At 58.0% G+C, this 19,736-nt stretch carries 20 protein-coding genes; 10 read left to right on the top strand and 10 right to left on the bottom strand.

Going from position 1 to position 19,736, the window contains the following annotated elements; genetic code table 11:
- Positions 1–5: 5 nt before the first annotated feature.
- Genes WC392_09075 through def form a run of 3 tightly spaced genes read left to right on the top strand, consistent with a single transcriptional unit; the run spans position 6 to position 1,829 of the window.
- Complete coding sequence (locus WC392_09075) at positions 6–548, top strand: hypoxanthine-guanine phosphoribosyltransferase (GenBank protein MFA5242508.1); 543 nt, start codon at positions 6–8, stop codon at positions 546–548.
- Positions 548–1,306, top strand: coding sequence for an S-methyl-5'-thioinosine phosphorylase (locus tag WC392_09070; GenBank protein ID MFA5242507.1), 759 nt, complete (start codon positions 548–550; stop codon positions 1,304–1,306). Before WC392_09075 ends, WC392_09070 begins: the two co-directional genes overlap by 1 nt.
- Positions 1,296–1,829, top strand: coding sequence for a peptide deformylase (gene def, locus WC392_09065; GenBank protein ID MFA5242506.1), 534 nt, complete (start codon positions 1,296–1,298; stop codon positions 1,827–1,829). The genes WC392_09070 and def overlap by 11 nt, the downstream gene beginning before the upstream one ends.
- 136 nt (positions 1,830–1,965) lie before the next feature.
- Here the strand turns inward: def and WC392_09060 are convergent, their stop codons facing one another.
- Genes WC392_09060 through ppdK form a run of 4 tightly spaced genes read right to left on the bottom strand, consistent with a single transcriptional unit; the run spans position 1,966 to position 5,553 of the window.
- Positions 1,966–2,091, bottom strand: coding sequence for a hypothetical protein (locus tag WC392_09060; protein MFA5242505.1), 126 nt, complete (start codon positions 2,089–2,091; stop codon positions 1,966–1,968).
- Positions 2,092–2,123: 32 nt separating this feature from the next.
- Complete coding sequence (locus WC392_09055) at positions 2,124–2,459, bottom strand: type II toxin-antitoxin system HicB family antitoxin (GenBank protein MFA5242504.1); 336 nt, start codon at positions 2,457–2,459, stop codon at positions 2,124–2,126.
- Positions 2,456–2,710 (bottom strand): type II toxin-antitoxin system HicA family toxin, encoded by a 255-nt coding sequence (locus WC392_09050; protein MFA5242503.1) that lies wholly within the window; start codon positions 2,708–2,710, stop codon positions 2,456–2,458. Before WC392_09050 ends, WC392_09055 begins: the two co-directional genes overlap by 4 nt.
- 47 nt (positions 2,711–2,757) lie before the next feature.
- Positions 2,758–5,553, bottom strand: a complete 2,796-nt coding sequence (ppdK, locus tag WC392_09045) for a pyruvate, phosphate dikinase (GenBank protein MFA5242502.1) — start codon at positions 5,551–5,553, stop codon at positions 2,758–2,760.
- Positions 5,554–5,823: 270 nt separating this feature from the next.
- Between ppdK and gltX the strand changes: the two genes are divergently transcribed.
- The 4 genes from gltX to WC392_09025 are packed head-to-tail and all read left to right on the top strand — an operon-like array spanning position 5,824 to position 9,620.
- Positions 5,824–7,236, top strand: a complete 1,413-nt coding sequence (gene gltX, locus WC392_09040) for a glutamate--tRNA ligase (GenBank protein ID MFA5242501.1) — start codon at positions 5,824–5,826, stop codon at positions 7,234–7,236.
- A 1-nt stretch (position 7,237) separates the two neighbouring features.
- On the top strand, positions 7,238–7,978 hold the full coding sequence (gene surE / locus WC392_09035; protein MFA5242500.1) for a 5'/3'-nucleotidase SurE: 741 nt from the start codon (positions 7,238–7,240) through the stop codon (positions 7,976–7,978).
- Entirely contained in the window at positions 7,975–8,634 is a 660-nt protein-coding gene (locus tag WC392_09030; GenBank protein ID MFA5242499.1) for a protein-L-isoaspartate(D-aspartate) O-methyltransferase, read from the top strand. The genes surE and WC392_09030 overlap by 4 nt, the downstream gene beginning before the upstream one ends.
- Positions 8,634–9,620, top strand: a complete 987-nt coding sequence (locus WC392_09025; protein MFA5242498.1) for a peptidoglycan DD-metalloendopeptidase family protein — start codon at positions 8,634–8,636, stop codon at positions 9,618–9,620. Before WC392_09030 ends, WC392_09025 begins: the two co-directional genes overlap by 1 nt.
- Here the strand turns inward: WC392_09025 and WC392_09020 are convergent.
- The 5 genes from WC392_09020 to WC392_09000 all read right to left on the bottom strand — a co-directional run bounded on the left by WC392_09020 (position 9,617) and on the right by WC392_09000 (position 15,500).
- Positions 9,617–10,927 carry an EAL domain-containing protein gene (locus WC392_09020; GenBank protein ID MFA5242497.1) on the bottom strand — a complete coding sequence of 437 codons (1,311 nt, stop codon included), beginning with the start codon at positions 10,925–10,927 and terminating at the stop codon, positions 9,617–9,619. The genes WC392_09025 and WC392_09020 overlap by 4 nt on opposite strands.
- A gap of 107 nt (positions 10,928–11,034) precedes the next feature.
- Positions 11,035–11,709 carry a response regulator transcription factor gene (locus tag WC392_09015; protein ID MFA5242496.1) on the bottom strand — a complete coding sequence of 225 codons (675 nt, stop codon included), beginning with the start codon at positions 11,707–11,709 and terminating at the stop codon, positions 11,035–11,037.
- Between the two features lie 21 nt (positions 11,710–11,730).
- Entirely contained in the window at positions 11,731–13,491 is a 1,761-nt protein-coding gene (locus WC392_09010; GenBank protein ID MFA5242495.1) for an ATP-binding protein, read from the bottom strand.
- Positions 13,488–14,576 (bottom strand): chemotaxis response regulator protein-glutamate methylesterase, encoded by a 1,089-nt coding sequence (locus WC392_09005; GenBank protein ID MFA5242494.1) that lies wholly within the window; start codon positions 14,574–14,576, stop codon positions 13,488–13,490. The genes WC392_09010 and WC392_09005 overlap by 4 nt, the downstream gene beginning before the upstream one ends.
- 78 nt (positions 14,577–14,654) lie before the next feature.
- Positions 14,655–15,500, bottom strand: coding sequence for a CheR family methyltransferase (locus WC392_09000; protein MFA5242493.1), 846 nt, complete (start codon positions 15,498–15,500; stop codon positions 14,655–14,657).
- A 276-nt stretch (positions 15,501–15,776) separates the two neighbouring features.
- On the opposite strand from WC392_09000, the gene yrfG reads away from it, so the two are divergent.
- Positions 15,777–16,427, top strand: coding sequence for a GMP/IMP nucleotidase (gene yrfG, locus WC392_08995; GenBank protein MFA5242492.1), 651 nt, complete (start codon positions 15,777–15,779; stop codon positions 16,425–16,427).
- A 92-nt stretch (positions 16,428–16,519) separates the two neighbouring features.
- Here yrfG and WC392_08990 read toward each other — a convergent pair whose 3' ends face one another.
- Complete coding sequence (locus WC392_08990) at positions 16,520–16,888, bottom strand: Mth938-like domain-containing protein (GenBank protein ID MFA5242491.1); 369 nt, start codon at positions 16,886–16,888, stop codon at positions 16,520–16,522.
- A 93-nt stretch (positions 16,889–16,981) separates the two neighbouring features.
- Between WC392_08990 and WC392_08985 the strand changes: the two genes are divergently transcribed.
- Positions 16,982–18,208: a pyridoxal phosphate-dependent aminotransferase gene (locus WC392_08985; GenBank protein ID MFA5242490.1), complete on the top strand. Its 1,227-nt coding sequence runs from the start codon at positions 16,982–16,984 to the stop codon at positions 18,206–18,208.
- 128 nt (positions 18,209–18,336) lie between these two features.
- The gene (locus WC392_08980; protein MFA5242489.1) at positions 18,337–19,650 is read left to right on the top strand and encodes a homoserine dehydrogenase; all 1,314 of its coding nucleotides are present in this window, start codon (positions 18,337–18,339) and stop codon (positions 19,648–19,650) included.
- The last annotated feature ends 86 nt before the right edge of the window (positions 19,651–19,736 follow it).

The following is a 19,736-nucleotide window of genomic DNA, read 5'->3' as shown; positions in this document are numbered from 1 at the left end:
CGATAATGAATGAAGCATGGAAAATACGCCAGGAAGCGGAACAACTGGTTTCCGCCGCAGAAGTGGATGAAGTGATGCAGCGTCTGGCCGGGGAGATTTCACATCAGCTGGCCGGCAAGCAACCGCTGCTACTCAGTGTGATGACCGGTGCGACGGTATTTGCAGGCCAGTTGCTGCCTTTGCTGGATTTTCCTCTGGATTTTGATTATGTGCAGGTGTCGCGCTACGGGGATGCCATCCGGGGCGGGCAAATGGTGTGGAAAGTTCCGCCTCCCTCGAATGTCAAGGGACGTGTGGTGCTGGTGCTGGATGATATTCTGGACGAGGGCGTTACGCTGGCGGAAATACGCCGCTGCGTGATGGAACTGGGTGCGGCGGAGTGCTATAGCGCTGTGTTTGTGAACAAGCTGATCGGCCGCCCCAAACCCATCCGGGCCGATTTTGTTGGCCTCGATGTGGCTGATCGCTACGTGTTCGGTTTCGGAATGGATGTTCGTGGCGCGTGGCGCAATCTGCCCGCGATTTATGCTTTGAAAGAGGTTCTATAATGCTGGGAATTATCGGGGGCAGCGGTCTGACGCAGATATCCGGTCTGGAGGAAGTTCGCCGCAAAGTGGTTAGGACGCCCTACGGCGAACCTTCCGGCGCACTGACATTCGGCGAGATCAATGGGCGGGAAGTGGTTTTTCTGGCGCGACACGGCTATGGTCATACCATTCCGCCGCATGAGGTGAATTACCGCGCCAATATGTGGGCGCTGCATGCCGAAGGCGCACAGGATGTGATTTCCATCGCCACCGTCGGCGGCATTCATGCCAACATGAAACCCGGCACCATCGCTGTTCCGGATCAGATCATCGACTATACCTGGGGGCGCAAAAGCACCTACCATGACTGTCAGGAAGCTTGCGGTTCAAAGCCGGTGGTGCATATCGATTTCACCTGGCCCTACTGTGAAGAAATTCGGCAACTGTGCATGCGTGCCTGCCGTCAGGCAGGGGAAGAGTTCGTTGACGGTGGCGTCTATGCCGCAGTTCAGGGGCCGCGTCTGGAAACGGCTGCGGAGATCAATCGCCTGGAGCGCGATGGCGCCACCATGGTGGGCATGACCGGGATGCCGGAAGCAGCATTGGCGAGAGAAATCGGCCTGTGCTACGCGGCGCTGACGGTTTCGGCCAATTACGCCGCCGGGCGCGGCTCAAGCGCGCATGCGATTGCCTATGATGCCGTGGATGTGATCCTCAAGCAGGCGATGCAGCGGGTACTGAAAATTCTCAATCAGGTTGTTTTGCTTCGTGACAGCTAGAGCCGTGCTCAGGATGGGCGATACGCGCCTGCTGGAGATTGCCCGGCCGGTGAAGGTGTTTGATACGCCCGAATTGCACGCGCTCGTTTCTGATATGCGGGATACCATGCAGGCGCTCAACGGTGCCGGTCTGGCTGCGCCGCAAATCGGTATTGGCTTGCAGGTGGTGATATTCGGGGTCGCCCGGAATCCGCGTTACCCGGATGCCGAAACAGTGCCGGATACCGTGCTGCTCAACCCGGAGCTGGAATATCCCGGCGATGAGATGGAGCCAGGCTGGGAAGGGTGCCTGTCGCTGCCAGGGATGCGGGGCAAGGTGCTTCGCCACAAGCACCTGCGCTACCGTGGTTTTGACCTCGCAGGCCAGCCCATAGACCGTACCGTCACCGGTTTTCATGCCCGGGTGGTGCAGCACGAATGCGATCATCTGAACGGCATCCTCTACCCGATGCGGATGAGCGACATGAGCCAGTTCGGTTTTACCGAAGTGCTGTTTCCGGATACGGCGACGATGGAAGAATAAGAAAAACCTGCCCATGCCCTGGGTGACGGCTACACCGAACTCCCTGCGCAAATGGGAGCATTCCCGCTGCCGGGCTGGCTTGATAGTCATGTGGCAATTGCAGGGGGAGGCTGTCAAGCCGTGCCCACACGGTTGCTCAGTATTCGCCGATGACTTTATCCAGGGCGGGTTTGATCAATACTCTGTCGCCGGTGCTCAAGGTGCTGACCGGCAGCTTAAGCCTGGCATTGTCGATAGCGAAAATTTCATCGGCGGAAAGCACGAACTGGCCTCTACCGGGTACCTGCTGCGCCTTTACCTGGCCAATGCAGCCTGCCTGATGGCTTCTGTCGCCCATTGGTTCAGGCTCTGGCCGTGAGCAGCGGCGGCGATGGCGGCGGCTTCGTGGGTGGCAGGGTCAACCCGCAGGGAGAACTTGCCCGAGAAGTGCTTGCGCGGCTCGATGCCGCGACGTTCGCATGCTTCCAGGAACACGCGCAGGGAAATTTCACCTTCATGCTTCAGCCCAGCCACGTCGGCAGCATAGAAGTCGGCCCCGCCATTCAAGCCCAAGAATTCACCCCGGAACATTTGAATATCGGGGTCAAAGGCGATGACCGCCTGATAGCCGTTAATTGTCATGGTATTCATGGTTTTACTCCGTTTTCTTCCAGCCATTTGCGAATTGCCGCGACAGCGCCCTTGTCCGTGTCCGGTGATGGGTGGGGGCGATGAAATACTCTCACCAGACCGAACAGAAACACCTCGACTCGCGAGCCTTCGCGTTCCTCAAATTCCGCACCAAGCTCCCGGAGTAGCGCCTCGATGTCAGCCCATCTTACATTTGCCGAGACAGGCCGGGCGAAGATGAGTTCCAGAGTGCGATGGTGTTTTCGTTTCATTCGATAATGGTATCAGAAAATGGTGCCTAAAAAACAGGGGTTCCGCGTCAACCCGGAAGCTGGTACTCATTTTCCTGCAACCTGGCTTGCGCTGCCGCGAGCCTTGCGATCGGCACGCGCGGGCCGGAACAGGACACATAGCTCAGGCCGATGTGATGGCAGAAGTGGATCGAGCCGGGATGGCCGCCATGCTCGCCGCAGATGCCCACCTTCAGATCCGGCCGGGTTTTGCGCCCGTTGTCCACCGCCATTTTCATCAATTGCCCGACGCCCTTGATGTCCAGTACTTCGAAGGGGTTGTCCTGCAAGATGCCGGTTTCGTTGTAGGCGGGCAGGAACTTGTTCTCGGCGTCTTCGCGGCTGAAGGAGAAGGTGGCCTGGGTCAGGTCGTTGGTGCCGAAGGAGAAGAATTCGGCGGTTTCCGCCATGCGCCCGGCGCGCAGACAGCCGCGCACCACTTCCATCATCGAACCGAACTTGAATTTCACGTTGATGCCGTGGGTCAGTTCGACGATTTTGTGGATGCGCTGTACATAACTGTGAATGCGCGTCAGTTCCTCCACGGTGGCGACCTGCGGCACCATGATTTCAGGATAGATTTCGATGCCTTCCCGCGCGCACAGGGCCGCTGCTTCCAGGATCGCCTGGATCTGCATCGAGTAGATTTCGGGGTAGGTGATGCCGAGGCGCACGCCACGGTGCCCCAGCATGGGGTTGACTTCCGCCAGGGCGCGTACTTTTTTGAGGATTTTTTCCTTCTTGCTGATCACATCCTCTTCCAGATGTGATGCCTTGAAAGTGGTCAGTCCACCCATCAACTGGGTCAGCCCATCGGCGTATTGCTGGTAGAGCTTGGGATTGAGCAGTTTCAGGGTTTCCGGCAGCTCTTCCAGGCCGTTGATGGTATCGCTCAGCTGGTGCAGGTGGGCGATTTCCAGTTCGAGCTGCGCGGCGCTGGGCAGGAATTCATGCATCGGCGGATCGAGCAGGCGGATGGTCACCGGCAAACCCTTCATGGCCTTGAAGATGCCCTTGAAGTCGGAACGCTGGATCGGCAGCAGGCGGTCGAGCGCGACCTGGCGCAGCTCCAGCGTTTCCGCCAGGATCATTTCCTGCACGATGGGCAGGCGGTCGGTGCCGTTGAACATCCGTTCGGTGCGGCACAGGCCGATGCCCATGGCGCCGAATTCACGCGCCTTGGCGGCGGATTCCGGGGTGTCGGCATTGGCCATGACTTTCAATCGCGCCACCTCGTCCGCCCAGCCCAGCAGGACGCCCATTTCCGGCGAGAATTCGGCTTCCACGGTGGGCACTTCGCCGGCATAGACATGGCCGCTGCCGCCGTCGATGGTGATGATGTCGCCCTCGTGCAGGGTGGTTTCGCCGATGATGGCGCTGCGCAGCACATCGTTGATCACGATCTGCTCGCAGCCGGAGACGCAGGGCTTGCCCATGCCGCGTGCCACCACGGCGGCGTGCGAGGTCTTGCCGCCGCGGCTGGTGAGGATGCCCTGGGCCTGAAAGAAGCCGTGGATGTCCTCCGGCTTGGTTTCCTCGCGCACCAGGATGATTTTCTCGCCAGCGCGGCCGCGAATCTCGGCTGTATCGGCGTCGAACACGATCTTGCCCGAAGCCGCGCCGGGAGAGGCGGGCAGGCCTTGCGCCAGCGATTTTCCCTTGAAGTTGGGCGACAATTGCGGCACCAGCAGCTGTTCCAGCACCTGGGGTTCGACGCGCAGCAGGGCGCGCTCCTTGCTGATCAGCCCCTCGTGAAACATTTCCACCGAACTGCGCACCATGGCGCGCGCGTTCATCTTGCCGTTGCGCGTTTGCAGGCAGTAAAGCACGCTTTTTTCGATGGTGAATTCGAAATCCTGCACTTCCTTGTAGTGCGATTCCAGCCGGTCGTGCAGCACGATCAGCTGGCGGTAAATCTCCGGCATCTCCTGTTCCATCTCGGCGATGGCCTTGGGGGTGCGGATGCCCGCCACCACGTCCTCGCCCTGGGCGTTGGTGAGGTATTCGCCGTAGATCAGGTTCTCGCCGGTGCCGGGGTTGCGGGTGAAGCCCACGCCGGTGGCGGAATCGTTGCCCATGTTGCCGAATACCATGGTGCAGATGTTGACGGCGGTGCCATTGGCCAGGTCTTTTGTGATTCTGAACTGCTTGCGGTAATCCACCGCGCGCTTGCCCATCCACGAGCGGAACACTGCGCCTACCGATATTTCCAGTTGTTCGAGGGGGTTTTGCGGAAAAGGCTTGCCGCTGTGGCGTTCAACGATGGCAAGAAACCCGGTTGCGAGTTCCTTCAGATGATCTGCAGCGAGATCGACATCCAGCGGTGCGCCGTATTTGCGCTTGACTGCCGCCATGGCCTGATCGAAATGTTCGTCGCCGATCCCCAGTGCGATCTTGCCGAACAGCTGGATGAAGCGGCGGTAGGCATCCCAGGCAAAGCGTTCGTTGCCGGTCTGCCTGATCAAGCCCGGCAGGGATGTTTCATTCAGACCAAGGTTGAGGATGGTGTCCATCATTCCCGGCATGGACATGGCTGAACCGGAGCGCACGGACACCAGCAGGGGGTTGTCGCTGCTGCCGAAACCTTTGCCGGTTTTTTGTTCCAGCGCCGCCATTTGAGTCTTGATGCCATCCATCAACCCGTCCGGCAACTGATTTTTTTCCAGATAGGCGAGACAGGCCTCGGTGCTGATGACAAAACCCGGCGGCACGTTCAGCCCGATCTGCGTCATTTCGCACAGATTGGCGCCTTTGCCGCCCAGCAGCATCCTGTTTTTACCGTCACCTTCTTCAAAGGCGTAAATAAATTTATTGCTGTCGGTCATGGCGTATTCCCCTAATTATTCTGGTGAATCTGAAAATCAACACTGCATCTGAATTCTGCGGCCAAATCTTGCCCTGTGACAAGCGTCAAGTGTACTGTTTTATGGCTGGAACAGCATGCTTCCCTACCTTGTTCAGAGGCTCCCGGCGGGCAAAACGAGCGCATAAATGGTTTAATCCGAAAGAAGTGATTTTTCGCGTAAAATACACACCTTTCGGGCATCTGCGCCGCGGCCTGCCTGCCTAATCTTTAAATTTGGCTTTCTGGAAATATGGTTCGTACCCGTTTTGCTCCCAGCCCCACTGGCTACCTTCACATCGGCGGTGCGCGCACCGCGCTTTTTTCCTGGGCCTATGCCCGCCTGCATAAAGGCACTTTCGTGCTGCGCATCGAGGACACTGACCTTGAACGCTCCACGCCGGAATCGGTACAGGCCATTCTGGATGGCATGAACTGGCTCGGTCTGGATTACGACGAAGGCCCGTTCTACCAGATGCAGCGCATGGACCGCTACAAAGAGGTGATCCAGCAGTTGCTGGATGAAGGCAATGCTTACTATTGCTATGCCAGCAAGGAAGAACTGGAAGCCATGCGCGAGGAGCAGGAAAAGCGCGGTGAAAAACCGCGTTATGACCGCCGCTGGCGCGATTCGAATGCCATCCCCCCGGCCGGAATTTCTCCCGTGGTGCGCTTCAAGACCCCGCTTGTTGGCGCAGTCGTCATTGAAGACCTGGTCAAGGGCCGGGTGGTGGTCGGCAACAGCGAGCTGGACGATCTCATCATTGCCCGTTCGGACGGCACGCCCACCTACAATTTCTGTGTCGTGGTGGACGACTGGGACATGCAGATCACCCATGTCATCCGCGGTGACGACCATCTCAACAATACGCCGCGCCAGATCAATATCCTCAAGGCGCTGGGCGCGCCCTTGCCGCTGTATGCCCATGTGCCGATGATCCTCGGCGCGGACGGCGAGCGGCTTTCCAAGCGTCACGGTGCGGTGTCGGTGATGCAGTACCAGGAAGACGGCTATCTGCCGGAAGCGCTGCTGAATTATCTCGCGCGCCTGGGCTGGGCCAGGGGCGACGAGGAAGTGTTCAGCATGGATCAGTTCGTCGAGTGGTTCGATCTGGGCAGTATTTCGAAATCGGCGGCCAAGTTCAACCCGGAAAAATTGCTGTGGCTGAATCAGCAGTACCTCAAGCAAACCGATGGGCAGCTACTGGCCGAGCTGGCCAGGCCTTTTGTTCAACGTGATTGCTGCGATCCTTCTACCGGCGGCCCTGATCTCGCCGTGGTAGCGGATCTGCTCAAGGAGCGGGTCAGCACCGTGGAAGAGCTGGCCGATGCCGCCGTGTATTTCTACCGTGCCCTGGATGCCGAGCCCGCCTTGCTGGAGCAGCATGTTCCCCGGGATATTCTGCCGGTCATGGCGGAGATGGCGGAGAAGTTCGCTGCCATTGAGTGGACCCGCGAGGCCATTCACGAGGTGATGAAATCGACGGTTGCCGCGCACGGCCTCAAGCTGCCCAAGGTGGCAATGCCGCTGCGCGTGCTGGTGACGGGCGAATCCCAGACGCCTTCCGTCGATGCGGTGCTGGCCCTGATCGGCAAGGACGAAGTGGTGGCGCGCCTGAAAAAACAGCTGGCCCGGGTGGCCGGTGGTTTCAATAACGAGACCTGAAATGCGAATCCTGCTTAGCAACGACGACGGTTATTTTGCGCCTGGCCTGGCTGTTCTGGCCGAGGTGCTGTCTTCCGTGGCGCAAATCACCGTGGTGGCACCGGAGCGCGACCGCAGCGGTGCGAGCAATTCGCTTACTCTCGACCGGCCCCTGATGCTGCGCCAGGCCAGCAGCGGCTTCCATTACGTCAACGGCACGCCGACCGACTGCGTGCATCTGGCGGTGACCGGAATGCTCGACCACCTGCCGGACATGGTGATTTCCGGCATCAATCACGGTGCCAACATGGGCGACGACACCATCTATTCCGGTACCGTGGCGGCTGCGACCGAAGGCTTTCTGCTCGGCGTCCCGGCCATCGCGGTGTCGCTGGTCAGCAGCCATCAGGGCAATTTTGCAACAGCCGCCAGGGTGGTGAAGGAAATGGTCGAGCGTTACCAGCGCCAGCCTTTGGCGCAACCCACGCTGCTCAACGTCAACGTGCCCGATGTGCCTTACGAGGCGCTGAAAGGGATCGAAATCACCCGCCTGGGCAAGCGCCACAAGGCCGAGCCGGTGGTGAAGGCGGAAAACCCGCGCGGCCAGACTGTTTATTGGGTGGGAGCGGCCGGCCTGGCCCAGGATGCCGGCCCGGGAACCGATTTCGAAGCCGTGTCGCGGCAAGCCGTTTCGGTGACACCGCTACAGATCGATTTGACCCATTACCAGCAGATCGATAGCTTGAAAGGGTGGCTGGCATGAATGTCCGGATCAGCGGCATCGGCATGACCTCGCAGCGCACGCGCCTGCGCATGGTGGACCGCCTGCGCAGCCAGGGCATCAAGGACGAAGTGGTGCTCTCCGTGATGGGCTCGATTCCACGCCACATTTTTATCGAGGAAGCCCTGTCCAGCCGGGCGTATGAAGACACCGCCCTGCCCATCGGCTTCGGCCAGACCATTTCCAATCCCTACACCGTGGCGCGCATGACCGAAATTCTGCGCAATGGCCAGGATCTGGGCAAGGTGCTGGAAATCGGCACCGGCTGCGGTTACCAGTCCGCGGTGCTGGCCAGGCTGGCACGGGAAGTTTTTACCGTTGAGCGGATTTCTCCGCTTTTGACCAAGGCGCGTAAAAATCTCCGGGAAGCGCATTGCAATAACGTGCGCGCGCGCCATGCCGATGGCGGCATCGGCATCGCCGAGGCAGCGCCGTTTGACGCCATAATCATGACCGCGGCATCCACCCATATCCCCTCTGCATTGCTGCAACAACTGGCAGTCGGCGGGCGCCTGGTGATGCCGGTTGGGACGGGCGAGCAGCAGCGCCTGCACCTGATCGAGCGCACGCCGAAAGAATATGCCGAAACCGTGCTTGAGGCGGTGAAGTTCGTGCCGCTGCTGGCTGGGGTGATGTGATGCAACGATTCACGCTGTTGTTGCCAGCGCTGCTGCTGGTATTAAGCGGCTGTGGCTCCACGCCTCACTATGCACCCGTTCAGGATCGTCCACAGGCGGGCAAGAGCAGCAGCGTCAAAACCCCGGCAAGAAGCCGTGAAGGCGACTGGCGGCCGCAAACGCACACGGTGCAGAAGGGCGATACGCTCTACGCCATTGCGCTCGAATATGGCCACGACTACAAGGAACTGGCCGAACTGAACGGCATTTCCTCTCCCTATGTGATCCGGATTGGCCAGCAGCTGCGCCTGAATCCGCAGACCCAGGCGCAAGCCCCGGTTCAGCAGGAGGGCGGGGTGGTGACTACTCCCCTGAAGCCGGTGGTTGCGGCGGTGGATGCCAGGGATGGGGTGCTCAAAACCCAGCCCAAGGCAGTGAAGATTCCCTATTCCGCGGAAGCCGAGGCTGCGCCCATCGTGGCGGTGGCACCCAAGCCGGAGCTTGTGACTGTCAAGTCGCCACCAGCAGAAGAGAAAGCCAGGCCATCTGAAGTCAAACCCGGCGAAGGCAAGCCAGTTCCGCCAGCCAGCGAGCCAGGAAAGTCCGCCGCGCCAGCTGGAGTGGACGATGAAGACCTGGATTGGTCCTGGCCGTCAAAAGGCAAGATTATTGCGTCCTTTAACGAAAGCGCCAGCCTCAAGGGACTGGATATCGCGGGCAAGGCAGGCCAGCCCGTACTGGCCTCGGCGCCTGGAAAGGTGGTGTATAGCGGCAGCGGCCTGCGTGGGTATGGCAAGCTGGTGATCATCAAGCACAACAAGACCTATCTCAGTGCTTACGCGCACAACAGCCAGATTCTGGTGAGGGAAGGGCAGAACGTGTTGAAAGGTCAGCGCATCGCCGAGATGGGTGATAGCGATGCGGATCAGGTAAAGCTGCACTTCGAGATCCGGCGCATGGGCAAGCCGGTGGATCCGCTCAAATATCTGCCAGAGGGAAGTGGTTAGCCTCTTTCCCGGTCAAGATCACCCACCCAGCTGAATGTCTCCAGCTGGGCTTCAGTCAGTGTTGCCAGTGGAATACCGGCCTTGGTCATGATTTCCGCGGCAGCGTCAAAATTCGCCACCTCGAGATGTTCTGTCAGACCGAGCAATTGCCCCAGTGCTCCATCGCGGCTCAGCAAGGCCTCCCTGACCTCACTGTTGAGGCTCAATTGCGACAGGATTTCCGGCATCGGGAGGTCGAGCAGGATATCCAGCAGGGACAGGATGCCAACCATGAAGGCGCGTTCGTGAAAATCCTTGTTTCCCGGGTGTTGTTCCCCGGCGAGTAGCTCCATCAGCCGGCCACGGCTGGCAGCCAGTTGCAGCAAGGGAGTGTTCCTGCTGCTGGCGTTACCCACGGTATAAATCAGAAGCTGTATCCAGCGCTGTAATTGGCGCCGTCCCAGCACCACCAGCGCCTGATTGAGCGAACCGACCGGGTTTCTCAGCCCCATGGCCACGGAGTTGACCAGGCGCAGCAGATTAAAGCTCAGGCCGGGCTGCTGCTTGAAAGTCTGCTCTATCTCGTGATTCTCGCCGTCACCCATAATCTGGCCCAGCAGGCGCAGCAATACCATCCGGGCGGGATCGGCTTTTTTGCCGCTGATGATCTCGGGGCGGGCAAAGTAATAGCCCTGAAAAAGCGTAAACCCAAGGTCGCGGCACAGCTTGAACTGCTCAACGCTTTCCAGCTTTTCCGCGATCAGTTTCAGAGGCCGATGCTTCAGTTGTCTGACGATGGCGGGCAGGTCTGACGATGTGCCGGCGAGCAGGTCAATCTTGACGTAATCCACCAGGCCCAGGAGCGGTTCAAAAGCTGGGTCATAAACAAAGTCATCCAGCGCCAGCCTGAAGCCCATGGCCTTGAGTTGGCGGCAGCGCTGGATCACGTCGCTCGTAGGGGAAATGGTCTCCAGCAACTCCAATACGATCTGGTCATGCGGCAGCAGTTCAAGCATGTCGCTCATGAGCAGTCCGGTGCTGACATTAATGAAGCCACGATGCCGGCCAATGATTCTTTCCGTGCCGAAATGGCCGAAGGTGTTGAGGATGACCGTCGCACTCGCGGCCATGTCATCGGTTACCGTGCATGCTCCGTGGTCTCCCGAGCGGAACAGCAATTCGTATGCGGCGATATTCTGGTGGATATCCAGAATGGGCTGGTGTGCCAGGAAAATATCCTGAGTTTCGCCCATGGCCGTGATGGGGGGGCTTTTACCCATGCAGGCAGACTGGTTTTCAAGGACTGGGTGGGGTAGCGGCAGGTTCATATCTTCATCAACAGTAAGCCATGTCAATGATATGGGTGAGACTGAATATTGAAAATCAGGGTGAAGCATGATTTGAGCTAGTGGTTTCCCTGATATTGCAGTAATGCTTATGGCGGGTTTGATTTTTCCTGTTCGATCCACTGTACCGCGAAGTGGGTCAGCTCGGAGGCGTTTTTGAGGCCCAGCTTGTCCTTGAGATGGGCACGGTGAGTTTCCACGGTTTTAACGCTGCGCTTCAGCTCGCGGCCAATATCGCTGGTGGAATAACCAAGGCCAATGAGGCGGAAAACTTCCAGTTCGCGGTCGCTCAGCAGATCAATTGCGGAAAGTCCGCCTTCCTCGCCGTTAATGACCCGTTGCAGAATTTTGCTTTGCATGCGTTCGCTGAGATAGATTTCACCGCGCAGAACCTGCCGTATCGCTGTCAGGACCTTTTCCGTGGCTTCCTGTTTCATGACATAGCCTTTTGCGCCTGAACGCAAGGCACGCTCGGCGTAAAGCGATTCGTCGTGCATGGAAATAATCAAAACCGGTGACTTGATATTGTGCTGCCTGAGCATCTTGATCAGCTCTATGCCGGAAATGCCGTCCAGGGAAATATCCACCAGCAGGATGTCCGGCACACATCGAGCCGTCATTTCAATCGCTTCCTGCGCGCTGCTGGCCTGACAGCAGGTGACCATATCCTCTTCCTGGTCGATCAGCTGGGAAATTCCCTGGCGCACGATGGGGTGGTCGTCGACAATAGCGACCTTGTGCCTGCTGGTTGTTCGTGGCTGCATGCGTTTTCCCTTTAGAGCGAGTTAGAGCGAGGCCCGGATTTGCGTTCCATTTCCGGGCGTACTTTCGATATCCAGGCTGGCGCCGATCAGGTTGGCCCGGTAGCGCATGATCTGGAGCCCCATGCCGGCATTCACAGAGAGGTGATCAGGCTGGAAGCCGGTGCCATTGTCCTGGATGATGAGTTCTATTCTACCCCGGTGCATGGACAGTTTAATTGAAACCTGTTTCGCGTGCCCATGGGTGATCGCGTTATTCGTCGCTTCCTGCGCGATGCGATAGAGGTGTTTTGCGGCTGTGCCGTCCTGCAAGGAAACGGGAGCGCCTGAACAAAATGTGCATTGTATCGAATACATTTTTTCGATATTGGCCGAGAGTTCTTCCAGTGCAGACATGAGTCCGTGCTCGGCGATTTCTACTGGCTGCAGGCCACGGGCCAGTTGCCTGGTTTCGGAGATGGACTGGTTGATCAGCGTGACGATCTTGGCGCTCTCGGTGGCTTCTTTCAGGTTCTGGGCGGCAAGTTTTTGTGTCAGCGCCTTGCTCATAAAGGCAATCCCGGTCAATTGCTGGCCGAGGCCGTCATGCAGTTCATGGCCTATGTGCTCGCGTTCGCGTTCGCTGATATCCATGATTTGCCGCTCCAGATGGCGTAGCTGATTTTCAGTCTCTTTGTTTTTTGTAATGTCAGTGGCAATTTCAAGCCGCACAATGCGGCCATCCACCCATTTGATCGCACTGTCCTGGATCAGGTACCAGCGCTGGTTGATGGTATTCTGAAATTCCCAGATGACGGGTTCACCCGGCGTGCCGTCGTTATTGAGCAGTTGGTCGTTGGTGCAGAAGGCGCAGGGACCAGTTTGGCCATTTTGCAGGGATTGCCAGCAAGTTTTTCCGGTTATATCGCCGAAGATATTCAATGCATATTTATTGAGAAACAGCAGTTCATGGGTTTCCATGTCGGCGACGTACACCAGGGCGTCCAGGCTGTCCAGGACGGTGGCAAGGATGGCCAGTCTTTCTTCCCGGGTATCCTGGGCTTCCTTGATCGCCATGGCCATGTTGTTGACGCCGCGTTCGAGAATGGCGAGCTCTCCAGTCGCTGGCGTCTGGATGCGGATATTCAGGTCTCCCATGCCGATTTTGGCAACGGCGCCTGCCAGAGCCTTGATCGGGTCTGTAACCTGGCGAGCCATGCGCAGGGCCAGCAGCGCAGCCAGGGTAAGCCCCGCCAGGGTGATCAGCAGACTGTTGAGCATGAGCTGGTTTTTTCTGGCAATGCTGGGCAAGCGCGATATTTCAATGATCACATGTCCCAGTATCTTGGCTTCATTTTTGGCCTCTGGGCCGGGGGGGCTTGCGTCCAGGTAAAGTTCTACTTCTGTCTGGCTCTGAAATATGGGGGCGGAGAATATCAGGGCATCCTCTTTTTGAACGAAGCCGAGACTGGTGAGGGTATCCCCACCCAGGGAGGGCGGGGCAAGATGGTGCCCGCTTGCGGCCAGGATGCGCCAATCCGCGTTGGTGATGGCCACGGCGGTGACATCTGCCTCCAGTAATGTGCTCTGGGTCAGGCGGGTAAGAATTTCGTGATTGCCGGAAAAAACGCCGAATTCACTGGCCGGTGAGAGCTGGCGCGTAATGGTGAGTCCGCGTTCGTGCAGAGCCTGTTCGATGTCGCGGAGACGAGTCGTGATGTCATAAATGGTCAGGCCGGCGGCAATGATCAGCGCTGGTGCCAGGGCCAGAAACAGAACGCGTCCTTTTATGCCCCAGTTTCTCAAGGTTTTCCCGCTACTTTTACCTGGGTGGCAAGATGTTTCATTACCCGGGACGCCATCTCCTGCAAAGGCGCCACTTCATCCACGCCTCCTGCGGCAATCGCTTCCTTGGGCATGCCGAACACCACACAAGAGGCCTCGTCCTGAGCGAAATTGTATGCGCCGGCGCGTTTCATTTCCAGCATGCCAATGGCGCCATCCTTGCCCATGCCGGTAAGAATCACCCCAATGGCATTTTTCCCCGCGCAGTTGGCTGCGGAGCGAAATAGAACGTCCACCGAGGGGCGATGGCGGTTTACCGGCGGCCCTTGATTGAGCTCGCAAACATAATTGGAGCCGCTGCGTTTTAGCAGCAGATGGGAGTGGCCGGGGGCGATGTAGGCGTGACCGGGCAGAATGCGGTCGCCATGCCGCGCTTCCTGGACTGAAATCCTGCACAGGCTGTCGAGGCGATTGGCAAAAGAAAGTGTGAAGGCCTCCGGCATATGCTGGGTAATCAGGATTCCAGGGCAGTCCGGGGGAAGCTTGGTCAGAAATTCCTTGATCGCTTCCGTCCCTCCAGTCGAGGCGCCCAGAATGATCAGTTTCACGGTCGATGCAATCGAATTGGCGAGTGACGGCAGCACTGCATCCGCGCTCAGCCGTGGGGTGGTGCCGGGGAGCGCGGAAGTCGCGCTTGCATGAATTTTCGCCCGTGCGGCTGCGCGGATTTTATCGGTGATGTTTTCCGGATATTCCTGCAGGCTGTGGCTGATCTCCCTCCCGGGCTTGGCCAGAAAATCCACTGCACCCAGTTCCAGTGCCCTGAAAGTGGTATCTGACCCGTGCTCGGTGAGCGATGAAATCATCACCACGGGCATCGGCTGCAAGCGCATCAGTTTTTCCAGGAAGTCGAGCCCGTTCATTTTGGGCGCTTCCACGTCCAGCGTGAGCACGTCCGGATTCAGCTTCCTGATTAATTCGCTGGCTGCCAGAAGGTCTGGCGCGGTACCGACAACTTCCATATCGGACTGGCGGTTGATGATTTCTTTGAGCTGGTTACGAATCGTGATGGAATGGTCCAGCACCAGGACTTTGATCTTTGTCATTTTTGTATCGGGTTTCGGCGTTATTCAAATGGCGGAAAAAATAACGCTTCGTGGCTTGGGGGCTCCTGATAATTGCATTTAACCATGATGTGCCCGCACTTTGTCAGCAACCTGGTACACCGTGTTGCCGGTGAGTTTGAAGTGCGCTGCGGCTTGGTGGAAGCTTTCAGAATGGCCGGCAAACAGGAGCCCATCGGGGCGCAGCAGCGGCACGAATTTCTGCAGAACCCGGAGTTGAGTCGGCTTGTCGAAATAGATCATCACATTGCGGCAGAAAATGGCATCAAAGGGTGGGCGTAGCGGCCAGTTGTCATGAAGCAGGTTTATCTGGCGGAAAGTGATCATGTCGCGCAACTCAGGCCGCACACTGGCGAAACCCTCCTGCGGGCCGACACCCTTGAGGAAAAAGCGTTTCACCGTGTCGGCGGGCAGCTTTTCCAGCCGCTCCATGGGATAGATGCCAGCCTTGCCTTTTTCCAGCACATTGGTGTCCAGGTCAGTGGCGATGATACGTACTGGTGGCGTGTAGGAATTGAACAGATCAACCATGGTCATGGCCATGGAGTAGGGCTCTTCTCCGGTCGAAGCGGCTGAGCACCACAGATTGATGGGGTGGTGGTCCTTGTGCTTGCGCACGTGCTCGGCCAGGATGGGGAAATGGTGGTGCTCACGGAAGAACGAGGTGAGATTGGTGGTCAGGGCGTTGGTGAATGCCTGCCACTCGGCGTGGTCATTGCTTTCCAGCAGGCGCAGGTAGTCGTGGAAAGTATTCAGGCCGGTGGCACGCAGGCGTCGTGCGAGCCTGCTGTAAACCATGTCCTTCTTGCTGGCATTGAGTGCAATACCCGCATGGCTGTAAATCAGCTTGCACACCACCTCGAAATCCTTGTCGGTGAAATGAAATTCTCGCTCTGTGTTTACCATGTGATTCAAGTCGCTTGGTTTAAATTTAATTTGGCGTGGGCAGTGAGCTCAGTGCTTGCGGCAGCCTGTTTATCGAAAGTGAATGGAATTGTTCGGGAATTTGTATTTAAATCAGGCTGCCAACGGCATGAAAGCATAGCAGATTAAAAAAATTCATGTAAATCCTCAGCCAGGATGAAAAAATAACGCAACTTGTAGCGTTGCCATTATGGAAGACCGTGCACACTTGTTCAGGTTTTTCCCAAGGCGCGAGCGTAAATGGAGGCTTCAAAATTCATGATTGACTGGACTCGAATAGACAGCGTGTTTCTGGATATGGACGGCACCTTGCTCGACCTGCATTTCGACAACCATTTCTGGCTGACGCATGTCCCCCGGTGTTACGCCGAGAAACATGGGCTGAGCCATGAAGCGGGGCAGGATGCGCTCACGCCGCGCTACCAGAACGTGGCGGGAACGATGAACTGGTATTGCGTCGATTACTGGAGCCGTGAATTGCAGCTGGATATTGCGCACCTCAAGGAGGAAGTCGCACACCTCATCGCGGTGCATCCGCATGTGGAAAGTTTCCTGCGGGCATTGCGCCAGACGAAAAAAAGAGTGGTGCTGGTGACCAATGCCCACCACAAAAGCCTGGCTCTGAAAATGGAACGAACCAGTCTGCGTGGTTATTTTGATGCAGTGATCTGCGCCCACGATTTGGGCCTTCCCAAGGAGCATCCGGATTTCTGGGAAAAGCTGCAGGCTGTTGAGCCATTCAAGCCCGAGGCGACCTTGCTGGTGGATGACAGCTTGCCGGTGCTGCGTTCGGCGCGGGGTTACGGTATCTCGCACCTGCTGGCGGTGTATCGACCCGATACGCGCCTGCCGGAAAAGGATGTCGGGGACTTTGCCGCGATCAGGGATTTTCGCGATATTCTTCCTTGAGCTGATAGCAGTCAGCAGTCAGCCGTCAGCCGTCAGCAGTCAGCCGTCAGCCGTCAGCCGTCAGCTGATAGCTGATAGCTGATAGCTGATAGCTAAATAACCAGCGCCGCCGCGACTTTCCTGCCTTCTCCCGCGAGAATATTGTAAGTGCGGCAGGCGGCAAAGGTATCCATGGTTTCCAATCCGATTCCCTGCTGCGCCAGCGCATGGATCAGGCGCGGCGATGGGAAGCGCAGCCTGGGTCCGGTGCCGAGCAGTAAAATTTCCAGTTCCAGCCCGGCAAGTACGCTGAAATGCTCTGCTGTCATGGCCTCCGGGGCAAGCGGTTGCCATTCGGTAATAAGTTGTCCGGGCAACACAATCAGGCTTTTTTCATGGCGAACACCGTTGACGGCAACGTAATCCGTGTCGTAAGCAGTAAAAAGATGGATATGGCTGATGGTCTGAAGATGCAGTTTCATTGCGGCTGTTCCAATTGCGGGGAGTGGCGTGGTCTTGTAAGATTATAACCTTTTTGCTGATAGCAGAATCAGCGCGACAAGGACCCGGATACCGTGCAGCCCGTACTCAAATCCAGCAAGCTCAATAATGTCTGCTACGACATCCGTGGCCCGGTGCTGGCTCGCGCGCGGCAGATGGAGGAAGATGGCCATCGCGTGATCAAGCTGAATATTGGCAACCCCGCGCAGTTCGGCTTCGAGACCCCGGAAGAGATTGTCCACGACGTCATCATCAACCTGCCCAATGCCTCCGGCTATACCGATTCCAAGGGTCTGTTCTCCGCGCGCAAGGCGGTGATGCACTACACCCAGCAGAAGAACATCCGCGATGTGCAGATCGAGGATATTTACATCGGCAACGGTGTGTCCGAGCTGATCGTGATGGCGATGCAGGCGCTGCTGAATAATGGCGACGAAGTGCTGCTGCCGATGCCGGATTATCCCCTGTGGACTGCTGCCGTGACCCTGGCCGGTGGCACGCCACGCCATTATGTGTGCGACGAGGCGGCTGGCTGGCTGCCCGATCTGGACGATATTCGTGGCAAGATCACGCCCAAGACCCGGGCCATCGTGCTGATCAACCCCAACAATCCGACTGGCGCCCTGTATCCCGTGGAGTTGTTGCAGGAGGTGGTCGAGATTGCACGCCAGCACCAGCTTATCGTCTATTCGGACGAGATTTACGACAAGGTGCTGTACGACGGGGCGCAGCATACCTCCATTGCTTCACTGGCTGATGACATATTGTTCATCACCTTCAACGGTTTGTCGAAAAATTACCGCGCCGCGGGTTACCGCGCCGGCTGGCTGGTGGTGTCCGGCGAGAAACGCCATGCCAGGGATTACATCGAGGGCCTCACCATGCTGGCCTCGATGCGCCTGTGCTCCAATGCGCCGGCGCAGTATGCCATCCAGACTGCTCTCGGCGGCTATCAGAGCATTGACGATCTGGTGGCGCCTACCGGCCGCCTGTGCCGCCAGCGCGATCTGGCCTGGGAGATGCTGACCGCGATTCCCGGTGTCACCTGCGTCAAGCCGCAGGGGGCGATGTATCTGTTCCCGCGCCTTGACCCGAAAATGTACCCGATCGACAACGATCAGGAATTCATCCTTGAGCTGCTGCTGGAAGAAAAGGTGCTGCTGGTGCAGGGCAGTGGCTTCAACTGGCCGACGCCAGACCATTTCCGCGTGGTGTTCCTGCCCAACGTGGACGATCTGCAGGAAGCCATCGGCCGCATTGCGCGCTTCCTTGGGCATTACCGCAAGCAGCATGGCTCTTAAGAGGTGAGGGGTTAGGGGTGAGGGGTGAGGAGAAAAACCGGGTTTGGTGCGTGCCTTTGATTTTCCTCCTCACCCCTCACTCCTAACCCCTCACAAGATTTATATTTTTGATTTAACCAGAGCTATATATGAAACCCATCAACGTAGGACTGTTAGGCCTTGGCACCGTCGGCGGCGGAACGCTTACCGTATTGCGCCGCAATGCCGGGGAAATTACCCGCCGCGCCGGGCGCGAGATTCGCGTCACCATGGCAGCGGTGCGCGATCTGGATAAAGCGCGCAAGTTCGCCGGCAATGAGCTGGCCATCACTACCAATCCCATGGACGTGGTGGACAACCCCGATATCGACATCGTGGTGGAACTGATCGGCGGCACTACCCTGGCCAGGGAACTGGTCATGAAGGCCATCGCCAATGGCAAGCACGTGGTGACTGCCAACAAGGCCCTGCTGGCGGTGCATGGCAACGAGATTTTCAAGGCGGCGCAGGACAAGGGCGTGATCGTGGCGTTCGAGGCTGCGGTCGCCGGCGGTATTCCAGTCATCAAGGCGCTGCGCGAGGGCCTCTCCGCCAACCGCATCGAATGGATCGCCGGCATCATCAACGGCACCACCAACTTCATCCTCTCGGAAATGCGCGACAAGGGCCTGGCCTTTGACACCGTGCTCAAGCAGGCGCAGGAACTCGGCTATGCCGAGGCCGACCCGACCTTCGATATCGAGGGCATCGACGCAGCCCACAAGCTGATGATCATGTCCGCCATCGGTTTTGGCATTCCGATGCAGTTCGACAAGGCCTACACCGAAGGCATCTCCAAACTCACCAGGGAAGATATTTCCTACGCCGAGCAACTGGGTTACCGCATCAAGTTGCTGGGTATCACCAAGCGTACCGACAAGGGCATTGAACTGCGCGTGCATCCCTGCCTGATCCCCGCCAACCGCCTGATCGCCAATGTCGAAGGCGTGATGAACGCGGTGCTGGTGAAGGGCGATGCCGTGGGCGCGACCATGTATTACGGCCGCGGTGCCGGTGCCGAGCCGACCGCTTCCGCCGTGGTGGCAGATCTGGTGGACGTGACCCGGATGTTGACCTCCGATCCGGAAAACCGCGTGCCGCATCTGGCCTTCCAGCCTGATGCCCTGTCCAACGCGCCGATTCTGCCGATCGAGGAAGTTCATACCTCCTACTACCTGCGCCTCAAGGCCTTTGACAAGCCGGGTGTGCTGGCCGACGTAACGCGTATCCTGGCCGATCTGGGTATCTCCATCGATGCCATGATCCAGAAGGAACCGAGGGAAGGGGAGGAACTGGTTGACGTGATCCTGCTTACCCACCTGACCGTGGAAAAAGCCATCAACCAGGCGATTGCCAAAATCGAGGCGCTGCCGACCATCGCCGACAAGGTGACGCGCATCCGGCTGGAAGAACTGAACGCTTGATTTATGTAGGGTGGGTTAGGCCGCAGGCCGTAACCCACCGTTGATGGCGGGTTACGCTGCGCTAACCCACCCTACGAGGCATGAAG

The sequence above is a fragment of the Sulfuricella sp. genome, assembly GCA_041651995.1.
Lineage (GTDB): Bacteria > Pseudomonadota > Gammaproteobacteria > Burkholderiales > Sulfuricellaceae > Sulfurimicrobium.
The sequence above is the reverse complement of the archived record's forward strand: the minus strand, read 5'-3'. Positions and strand labels throughout refer to the sequence as shown.